The organism is Campylobacter showae (assembly GCF_963515975.1).
GTDB lineage: Bacteria > Campylobacterota > Campylobacteria > Campylobacterales > Campylobacteraceae > Campylobacter_A > Campylobacter_A showae_F.
Window position 1 is genome coordinate 1 of the sequence record NZ_CAUPZM010000041.1, and the last position, 10,246, is coordinate 10,246.

The following is a 10,246-nucleotide window of genomic DNA, read 5'->3' on the forward strand; positions in this document are numbered from 1 at the left end:
AAGAGTGAAAATATCGGTTTTCAAATCTTTCGAACCGAGTAAAAAATCAAGCGTATGAAGTTTGATAGAAACGGCTTTTAGATTTTCGCCGCATTTGTTAAAGTCGGTAAAGTAGCTAAGGCTCGCGTTCGTCTTTCTAAGCGAGCGTAAGAAATCGCTAAAATTCGTTAAATTCGGTTCCATAAAATCCCTATAATTTAGTTTTCGGCTCGCCCCAGGTCGTCGTTTTAAAATCCACACAAACGAAGTCCTCCGCACCCAAAACGATCTCGCTGTTTTCGTAAGCCGCTCGGACGATCTTACACGCTTCTTCTTTATTTCTTGCTTTAATAACGACTCTTCTCGCCGAAGTTTCGACGATCTCTACTTCAAATTCTTTCATTATTTTCCATTTATTTTTGCACTTATCGCAATCGTCCGCTAAATTTTTCTAATCGGCAGTCTAATTATCGTTTTGCATTTTTGCGGGTCGATTTTTCTAGGGTCGCTTAGGTAGATTTCATGATGCGTCCTTTGCTTGCCAAAGTCCTTTGCATAGCCGTTTGCGGCGATAAACTCGTCTATTTTAGCAACACTCCCTGGCTCGTCGTCAAAGCTACCTATGTGTAAAATTTGCGCGCAAAGGCCCTCGTCTATCCTTAAAAACTCCGCCATGCCGCAGTCGATCTTTTTCTTTTTTGCGGCTTGCTCTACCGCCCAGTCGAAATTTTCTCGCGTGATAAAATCGGGCAGTCTAATCGCGCTAATCCAGCTAAAATCGCTCTTTCTAGCGTAGTCTGCCTCGCCGCAAGCCGAGCCGCTTTGCCGCCAAAACCCTTCTAGCGGCGGCACGACGTACTCAAAAAAGCCATCTATTTTATAATCGATTTTGTAACTCATTTTTAGCGCGTAACTCACGGCGTAAAGTACCTCTATCGCGCGCTGATACGCGCCGCCTGGCTCGTTTGGATCGCCCTTCCCGCGAACGCAGACGAAATTTGCGGGCGGGACGGTTAAAATTTGCGGCGTCTGCTTTGGCGCATAAAGCTCTTTAAACTCTTTTTTAAAATCAAACATTTTTGCTCCTTTTTGCTGGGTAAAATTTAGCTGAAATTTTACTATTTCGCATCGCCCAAAACGCTAGAAGTAAAATTTAATCTCATCTAAATAAATTCCAACCGTGAAATTAGAGAGCTAAATTTAAGCTTTTATTTAACGCAAAAACTGCGCGCAAAGGCAAATTTGACGTTTAAATTTGCCGGCATGCGCTCACTTCTCGCCAAGATACTCCTGCAAGCTTTTTACTTCTAGCGCGCTGCCGTCTTGTACGCTTTTTAGCGATTTAGCAGCCGCCAAGGCCGCCGACATCGTCGTGAAATACGGAATCTTAAATCGCATGATGTTTTGCCTGATTTTCTTGCCGTCCTCGCTGTTTGACTTGCTGTCGCTGGTGTTGATGACGAGCGCGATATCGCCGTTTTTGAGCCTATCCTCGACATTTGGGCGGCCTTCGCTAATCTTATAGACGAACTCGCTCTCTATGCCCGCGCCCTCTAAAATTTTATACGTTCCGCCCGTGGCGATGATTTTAAAGCCGAGATTTATGAGCTCGCGCGCCAAATTTGCGGCGTATTTTTTGTCCGCGTCGGCAAGAGTCAAAAAGACTAGCCCGCTTGTCGGCAGCGAGTTGCTCGCAGCGATCTGGCTTTTTGCAAAGCTCTTTGCAAAATCGCTTGATATGCCCATGACCTCGCCCGTACTTTTCATCTCAGGCCCCAGGATTAGATCCGCGCCAGAGAGTTTGTTAAACGGAAAGACCGCTTCTTTGACGCAGACGTGGTTTTTCACGCGAGGCTTGAGTATGCCGCGCTCCTCGTAAACCGCGCCGTAGTTATCGTAAAATTTAAGCGCCTCGCGCAAATTTCCTTGCCACATCACGCGCGTGGCTACCTTTGCCATCGGCACGCCCGTCGCCTTGCTAACAAACGGCACGGTGCGGCTGGCGCGCGGGTTTACCTCGATCATGAAAAGTTCGTTCTCGTAGATGGCAAATTGGATATTCATAAGCCCCACTACGCCTAAATTTAGCGCGATGTCGCGGGTTTGGTTTTCTACCTTTTCGATCATCTGCGCGGTCAAATTTAGCGGAGGCAGTATGCACGCGCTGTCGCCGCTGTGTATACCCGCCTCCTCGATATGCTGCATCACGGCGCCGATATAGACGTCCTTACCGTCGCTGATCGCGTCTACGTCAAGCTCCACCGCGTCTTGCAAAAATTTATCGATTAGTACGGGCGAGTGGTTGCTGACCTTGACCGCTTCGCTCATGTATAGGCGTAGCTCCTCATCGCTATGCACTCGTCTCATCGCGCGGCCGCCTAGCACGTAGCTAGGGCGTACGAGCACCGGATAGCCGATAGCTGCGGCCTTTTCTAGCGCCTCTTTTTCGCTTGTCGCGGTGTCGTTTCTCGGCTGTTTGACGCCTATTTTAGAGATAAATTCGCTAAATTTCTTCCTATCCTCGGCGACGTCGATCGTGCGCGCGCTGGTGCCGATTATTTTCGCGCCCGCTATGCTTAGGCGTTTGGCGAATTTTAGCGGAGTCTGACCGCCGAAATGCACGATCACGCCGTCCGGATTTTCGTGCTCGATCACGGCTCTAACGTGCTCGAAATCGATCGGCTCAAAGTACAAAATATCGCTAGTGTCGTAGTCGGTACTGACGGTTTCTGGGTTGCAGTTGTACATTATGGTTTTTACGCCCATGTCGCGTAGCGCGTAGCTGGCGTGCACGCAGCAGTAGTCAAACTCTATGCCCTGGCCTATGCGGTTTGGACCGCCGCCGATGATCATCACTTTTTTCTCTTTTTGCGCCGAATTTACGTTTAAATTTGACTCGGCGAAATTTGACGAAAGATGCGGCAGTTTCGTGATATTAGTCGTCGAGTAAAGATACGGCGTGAGCGCCTTAAACTCGCCCGAGCAAGTATCTACTTCGTTGTATTCGAGGTTTATGCCCATTTTCTCGCGCGCAAAATATATATCGTTTTGACCCAGATCGAGGTTGTCTTTTAAATTTATCAGATGCGCGATCATCTTGTCCGAAAAGCCCATCGTTTTAGCTTCGCGAAGCAGCGGCTCGTCGTTTAGGATGTCCATATCGATGCGCTCTTCAAATTTAACTATCTGCCAAATTTGATCTAAAAACCACGGATCGATTTTGCTCATCTCGTGCACTTCGGCCACGCTAAACCCGTCTCGAAACGCCTGCGCGACGTATAAGATGCGGCTTTCGTTCGCATTTCTAAGTCCGTAAATAAGCGCGCTTTTCTCCAAATTTATGAAGTTAAATCCATAGTAATCCTTTTCCATCGAGCAAAGCGCCTTTTGGATACTTTCCTTAAACGTCCTGCCGATCGCCATCACCTCGCCCACGCTCTTCATCGCGGTGCCTAGATACGGGTTCGCGCCCGGGAATTTCTCAAACGTAAAGCGCGGAATCTTGGTCACGATGTAGTCGATGACGGGCTCAAAGCTAGCAGGCGTACCCGTGATGTCGTTTTTGATTTCATCCAGGCTAAAGCCCACGGCTAGTAGCGTCGCGACCTTGGCGATCGGGTAGCCCGTGGCCTTTGAGGCAAGTGCGGAGCTGCGGCTCACGCGCGGGTTCATCTCGATCACGATCATGCGGCCGGTTTTTGGATTTATAGCAAACTGCACGTTGCTACCGCCCGTATCCACGCCGATCTCGCGTAAAATTTTAAAACTCGCGTCGCGCATCGCCTGATATTCTTTGTCAGTTAGCGTAAGAGCCGGTGCAACCGTGATGGAATCGCCCGTATGCACACCCATTGGGTCGAAATTTTCGATCGAGCAGACGATGATACAGTTGTCGTTGCGGTCGCGGATGACCTCCATCTCGTACTCTTTCCAGCCTAGCAAGCTCTCCTCGACCAAAATTTCTCGTATCGGGCTGGCATCTAGGCCCGTTTGAGCTAGTTCTTTAAATTCGTCGATATTATACGCCACGCCGCTACCGGCACCGCCAAGCGTATAGCTAGCGCGGATGATGAGCGGGAAGCCGATGTTTGCGGCTGCGGCTAGCGCCTCGTCCATGTCGTAGGCGTACTGGCTTTGCGGCAAGTCCATACCGATCTTTTGCATCGCCTTTTTAAACTCTTGCCTATCCTCGCCCTTTTTGATCGCTTGCGGGTTCGCGCCTAGAAATTTGACGCCGCCGAGCATGTCCGCCTCGTATAGCTGCATCGCGACGTTTAGCGCGACCTGACCGCCCATCGTAGGCAGTATGGCGTCGACCTTTTCTTTATCTATGATGCGTTTGATGCTCTCTTTGGTTATCGGCTCGACGTAGGTTGCATCGGCGAAATCTGGATCGGTCATGATGGTAGCGGGGTTTGAGTTAATGAGTACGACTCGGTAGCCTAGCTGCTTTAGCGTCTTAGCAGCTTGCGTGCCGCTGTAGTCGAATTCGCACGCCTGCCCGATGACGATAGGGCCGCTGCCGATGAGTAAAACGGTGTTGATGTCGGTTCTTTTTGGCATTATTTTTCCTTTGTTACGACGTATAGATATGAGGGGATAGTTATGCTTACGTATGGCTTTACGGCCGCGCTTTTATATAGGCTCTCCTGGATCACGCCCGTAACCTTGCCCACTGAAATCCCGCTGAAAAATATCCCGTCAAGCCCGCTCGTGACGACCTCGTCGCCCTCCTTTGGGCTAAGCCACTGGGGGATAAATTTCACCGTTATTCCGTCTTTGCTCCCGTGCGCTATACCCGGGATTTTTTCCTCGCCGATTGAGACGGCGAATATACTTTTTGGATCGTTTTGCAGCAAGGCCATAGGGTTGCCGTCCTTGCTCACGACGATACCCGCGCTCTTACCTTGATAAATCAGCCCGTAAATTTTAGACTCGTCGTAGCCGCTAAATTTATCAAGCCAGACCTTGTCGTAGTCGCTTATATTTACGTAGCTAAGGGCGCGCACGAGCTGTACTCTAGGCTCGTAGGCGGTCGAGTTTTTATCGACTAAAATTTCGTTTAGCTCCTTTGCAAAGCTTGAAAGCAAAGCCGCCGATTTTTCCAGTTCGGCGTTTTGAGCGCGAAGCTGCTTTATCTCCTCGCGCTGCCTAAAGTGCTCGTTTACGCCGTCTTTTACAAATTTGACCGCGTCGTCGTAGGCGGCGACTATGCGGTTGTTTAAATTTACGACGTATCCCGAGATGAGCGCGCCCCTATCAAGCGAAAAAAATACCAGCGCGCCTATAAGAGCGACGAATAAAATTTTACTCTTCATTTACGAGTTGTTGTAAAAATTTAATCTCCTCAAGAGCCTTGCCGGTACCTCTAGCCACGGCTAACAACGGATCGTCCGCGACGAAAACGGGAAGTTTTACGATATCGCTTAAGTACTTATCAAGTCCGCGGATCAGCGCTCCGCCTCCGGTTAGCACGATGCCGTTTTCTACGATATCTCCGGCAAGATCGGGCGGCATCATCTCAAGCACGGTTTTTAGGGCATCTGCGATCTCTTTTAGCGGTTCGCGCATAGCCTCGCGTACGTCCTCGCTCGTTAGCTCCACGCGGCTTAGTAGGCCGCTGATCTGGTCGCGACCTTTTACTACAATGCTAAGCTCCTCGGGTAGCTGAATCGCCGAACCGACGGAAATTTTGATATCCTCGCCCGCTCGCTCGCCGATTAGGAGGTTGTATTTTTCTTTTATGTAGTTTACGATGCTCATGTCGATTTTATCGCCCGCGGTGCGGATAGACTTGCTGATAACTAGACCGCCTAGAGATACTACGCCGATCTCGGTCGTACCACCGCCGATATCGACGACTAGGTTTCCTTGCGGTTCGCGTACCGGTAAATTTGCCCCAATAGCCGCAGCCATCGGCTCCTCGATCAAAAACACCTCTCTAGCTCCGGCACTTAGCGCACTCTCGCGTACGGCTTTTCTCTCAACTTGAGTTAGGCCGTAAGGTACGGAGATGATGATACGAGGGCGCAGGAAGCTCTTTCTGCGGTGAGTTTTTTCGATGAAATAGCGGATCATCTTCTCAGTCATATCAAAATCCGCGATAACGCCGTCTCTCATCGGGCGGATTGCTTCGATATCGCCGGGAGTTTTACCAACCATCTCTTTTGCTTCGTGGCCGACGGCTAATATTTTTTGCTTGCCGTATTTTTCGCGTTGTACCGCGACGACGGAGGGCTCGTTTATGATGATACCCTTATCTTTTACCAAAACTAGCGTATTTGCCGTGCCTAGGTCGATTCCCATATCGCTCGAAAAAAATCCTATTAACTGGTCTAAAATCATCTGTATCCTTATGCGCTTATTTTATTGTTTTTTACGAAAATCGGCTTTTCTTTGCCGTTTACGACCTCTTTCGTGATCACCACGTCGTAGCCCGCAAGCTCCGGCAGTTCGTACATTATATCGGTCATCACCTCTTCCATTATGCTTCGTAGTCCCCTGGCTCCCGTTTTTCTCTCGATAGCTAGTCTCGCGACCTCTTTTAGAGCTTCGTCGTCAAATTTCAAATTTGCCCTATCTATCGCGAAAAGCTTTTGGTACTGCTTTAGTATCGCGTTTTTAGGCTCGGTCAAAATTCGCACCATATCGTCCTCGGTAATTTTATTTAGCGTAGCAACCACGTGAAGCCTGCCGATTAGCTCGGGGATTAGTCCAAAATGCACCAAATCGTCGCTCTCAAGCGCGTCTAACAAATTTTCCTTATCGTCTTTTGAGCGTTTATCTTGACCGAAGCCCAGCACGTTTTTACCGATCCTGCGCTCGATGATGTCGGCTAGTCCGTCAAACGCGCCGCCGCAGACAAAGAGGATATTTGAGGTATCTATCTGGATAAATTCCTGATTAGGGTGCTTTCTGCCGCCTTTTGGAGGGATATTTACGAGGCTACCCTCGATGATTTTTAAAAGCGCCTGCTGCACGCCCTCGCCGCTCACGTCGCGCGTGATCGAGCGATTTTCGCTCATCCTGGCGATCTTATCTATCTCGTCGACAAAAACTATGCCTTGCTCGGCGCGCTTTACGTCGCCGTCTGCGGCCTGTAAAAGACGAGTCAGGATATTTTCCACGTCTTCGCCGACATAGCCGGCCTCCGTTAGGCTCGTAGCGTCGCAGATAGCGATAGGCACGTCTAGAAATTTAGCCAGCGTCTGTGCCATCAGCGTCTTGCCGCTGCCGGTAGGCCCCACTAGCAAGATATTTGATTTTGAGATCTCCGTATCATCCTCGATCTCACCTTTTCTAAAAATTCTTTTGTAGTGATTATAAACGCCGACGCTAAAGACTTTTTTGGCTTTATCTTGACCGATTACGTAGTTATCCAGCACCGCCTTTAGCTCTTTTGGCGTCAAATTTTGATAGGCTCTAGTTCGCTCTTCTTTTTCTTGCTCGCGACTCTCCTCGCCGTAAAGCACCTTGTAAGCGGCGGTGATGCAGTGCTCGCATATAAACGCAGTCCCGTCTATATCGGCCAGCAGCCTCCTATCGGCAGACTCTACCTCGCCGCAAAAATTACATTTTCTCGCCATTATTCTCTTCCTTTTGCTAACGGGATACCGCGCTTGGTGCTTAGGATAAATTCGCACATTTTTCGCACCTGCTCGTTCGCTACGCTCTCTAAAAGCTCGCTAGCCGCAGCCTTTAAATCCCCGCTTTTTCTAAATAAAAATTTATACGCTCTGTTTATCTCTTCGACCGCATCTTTATCGAACCTTCGTCTGATACCGACTAAATTTAAGCTTCTAATGTAGGCTCGGTTGCCCTCAGCCAGGCAAAACGGCACGACGTCCTGAGATAGCGCGCTAGCGCCCGCGATCATGCAGCTCTCGCCGACTCTCACGAACTGATGTATCGGCGTCATACCGCCCACGACGCTGTAGTCGCCAAGCTCCACGTGACCCGCTAAAGTCGCGTTGTTTGCCAAGATGACGTTATTTCCTATGATGCAGTCGTGCGCTACGTGGCAGTAGGCCATGATAAATGCGTTATCGCCGATACGCGTGATCCCGTCGCCTTTGTGCGTGCCCGAGTTTATCGTGCAAAACTCGCGGATCGTCGCGTTTTTGCCGATACGAACGCCGGTGTTTTCCTCGGCGCGGTAGCTCACGTCCTGCGGGATGTCGCCCACGATGGCGTAGCTGTAAATTTTACCGCCCTCGCCGATATGCGTGTCGCCCACGATCCTAGCGCCTTGCTTTACGAGTACGCCGTCGCCTAGCACGGCGTCTTTGCTGACGTAGGCATAGGCCTCGATCGTTACGTCCTCGCCGATCTTCGCGCCGTCTTCGACGACAGCTTGCGGATGGATATTTCTCATTTTAGCTCGCTTATTTATCTACGATCATAGCTTTTAGCTCGGCCTCGCACGCTAGCGTGCCGTCCACGTAGGCTTCGCCCTTTAGAACCCAGATGTTACCTTTGTGTTTTAGCACTTCGAGGCGGTACTCGAGCCTGTCGCCTGGGCGTATCGGGTGGCGAAATTTCGCTCCGTCGATACTCATAAAATAAACGACCTTATTTTCGATGTTTGCTTGATGCTCGTCGTTCATGCTCTTAAAAGCGAGCACGCCGCCGGCCTGCGCCATGCCCTCGATGATCATCACGCCCGGATATATCGGGTGACCCGGGAAGTGCCCCTGAAACACGGGCTCGCCGATCGTTACGTTTTTATACGCGACGATATGTTTAGCGGGCTCTAACTCGGTCACTCGGTCGATGAGCAGAAACGGATACCTATGCGGGAGTATTTTTTGGATTTCAACGATGTCGATCACTTTAAACCTTGTGAGTAAAATTTAAAGCCGATTTTAGCCAAATTTTGCTAAGAAAAAGATTATTGATTTGGTCGGGGCAAAATTTAGGGGCTAAATTTTCGCGCCCGCCTTTTATCTCGAGCGCGTTAAATTTGGCTCAAATTTGCGCCACAAAAACCTCGCGACTATCGTTATAAAGCTCGTCTTTAGCATATATTTCGTATCTGCCTGCGCGAATTTTATCCAGTACGATTATAGGATTTTGACTAAATTCTCCGCAAAGCTCGCGGCGGATTTCCAGCTCGCGAGGTACCGCGATAGGCCGGCGGCAGAGTTCGTTTACGCTAGCGAAATTTTCGTCCGAGAGTTCGTTAAATTTAGCCAAATTTAGCAGCGTCACGCCGTCTCGCAACTCGTCGCAAATTTGAGCCGCCTCGCTCACGCTAAATTTGACGTTCTCGCGCTTAAAATGCGAGTAGAGCAAAAAATACGACGGTAGGGCGGCTTTGTCAAATTTGACGTAGGCGCGCAGCAATCGGTAGTTTAGAAAATACTTGCGCGATAGATGAAACGGCACGCCCGCAGCCTCGCACTCCCGCACCTTTTCGTAAAGCTCCAGACGCTCCTCGATGCCTCCGGGCATCACCCGCCCGCTAATCTCGCTCATAAGCTCGCTAAGCGGCAGTTTTTGCGCCTCGCGCTGCTTGCTAAGCCCGAAAATACAGCCGCAGTAGTTTTGATGATAGAGTTTATCTTTTTTAGCAAGCTCAAACTGCGCGTTCGTGCCGCCGCCCGCGCGGTAGTCCACGGCAAAGGCTTCAAGGCCGTATTCGCCGGCTGCTTTATCCAGCGCGGCTTCAAGTTGCAAGAAATCCTTTTTCGGACTCATCAGCAGCGTCGTGGTGATGGATTTTTCGCCTAGTTCGCGCGCTTTTTGGGCCGAATTTCCCACGCGAAAATCAAAGCAATACGCACAGCGCTTGCCCTTTTCAGGCTCGTTTTCAAGGCCCTTTGCACCCTCCAGCCATGCCTCGTATTCGTATTCACCGCAGATGAGCTCGACGCCCAGCTTTTCGCAGCTTCTTTTTACGTCGCGAAACCTCATCAAAAACTCGCTGTACGGGTGGATGTTGGGGTCGTAAAAATAGCCGATGAGACGCTCGCGCGGACGGTCAGCGCGCAGGCGCTGCAGAAAATAGTGGCTGTCGACGGAGCAACAAATATGAACTAACATTTTACCTTTCTACGGCTTGTCTCGCGGCGCTATACGTCGTTGTCTTAAAATTTCACTCGGTCATTACCCGCACGGTAACTCCCGTCGCAAAATTTTCAGCCGCCTAGTCTAGCCGTGCGATACTTCGCCTTTTTCGTTTAAAATTCACGACGGTCGCGCATCGCACTCTTGGTTAAAATACGCCTATTTCGTCTTGAATAATTTTTGCCGATTTTACTAAATT

The 10,246-nt window shown here is 49.9% G+C and carries 10 protein-coding genes; all 10 read right to left on the minus strand.

Going from position 1 to position 10,246, the window contains the following annotated elements:
• On the minus strand, positions 1–183 hold a 183-nt coding region (locus RWM02_RS10345; RefSeq protein WP_314071992.1), incomplete at its 3' end, for a DpnII family type II restriction endonuclease.
• A 7-nt stretch (positions 184–190) separates the two neighbouring features.
• A complete protein-coding gene (locus RWM02_RS10350) occupies positions 191–382 on the minus strand; it encodes a DpnD/PcfM family protein (RefSeq protein ID WP_314071995.1) in 192 nt (63 codons plus the stop codon).
• Positions 383–420: 38 nt separating this feature from the next.
• Positions 421–1,056, minus strand: coding sequence for a GyrI-like domain-containing protein (locus RWM02_RS10355; RefSeq protein WP_314071998.1), 636 nt, complete (start codon positions 1,054–1,056; stop codon positions 421–423).
• 192 nt (positions 1,057–1,248) lie between these two features.
• The gene (carB, locus tag RWM02_RS10360) at positions 1,249–4,542 is read right to left on the minus strand and encodes a carbamoyl-phosphate synthase large subunit (protein ID WP_314072001.1); all 3,294 of its coding nucleotides are present in this window, start codon (positions 4,540–4,542) and stop codon (positions 1,249–1,251) included.
• The gene (gene mreC / locus RWM02_RS10365) at positions 4,542–5,297 is read right to left on the minus strand and encodes a rod shape-determining protein MreC (RefSeq protein WP_122872828.1); all 756 of its coding nucleotides are present in this window, start codon (positions 5,295–5,297) and stop codon (positions 4,542–4,544) included. The genes carB and mreC overlap by 1 nt, the downstream gene beginning before the upstream one ends.
• Entirely contained in the window at positions 5,287–6,324 is a 1,038-nt protein-coding gene (locus RWM02_RS10370) for a rod shape-determining protein (protein ID WP_002947212.1), read from the minus strand. Before RWM02_RS10370 ends, mreC begins: the two co-directional genes overlap by 11 nt.
• 8 nt (positions 6,325–6,332) lie before the next feature.
• The gene (gene clpX, locus RWM02_RS10375) at positions 6,333–7,565 is read right to left on the minus strand and encodes an ATP-dependent Clp protease ATP-binding subunit ClpX (RefSeq protein ID WP_314072003.1); all 1,233 of its coding nucleotides are present in this window, start codon (positions 7,563–7,565) and stop codon (positions 6,333–6,335) included.
• Positions 7,565–8,353, minus strand: a complete 789-nt coding sequence (lpxA, locus tag RWM02_RS10380; protein ID WP_314072005.1) for an acyl-ACP--UDP-N-acetylglucosamine O-acyltransferase — start codon at positions 8,351–8,353, stop codon at positions 7,565–7,567. Before lpxA ends, clpX begins: the two co-directional genes overlap by 1 nt.
• Positions 8,354–8,363: 10 nt before the next feature.
• Complete coding sequence (gene fabZ / locus RWM02_RS10385) at positions 8,364–8,810, minus strand: 3-hydroxyacyl-ACP dehydratase FabZ (RefSeq protein ID WP_314072008.1); 447 nt, start codon at positions 8,808–8,810, stop codon at positions 8,364–8,366.
• A 136-nt stretch (positions 8,811–8,946) separates the two neighbouring features.
• The gene (locus RWM02_RS10390; RefSeq protein ID WP_314072011.1) at positions 8,947–10,023 is read right to left on the minus strand and encodes an epoxyqueuosine reductase QueH; all 1,077 of its coding nucleotides are present in this window, start codon (positions 10,021–10,023) and stop codon (positions 8,947–8,949) included.
• Positions 10,024–10,246 lie beyond the last annotated feature (223 nt).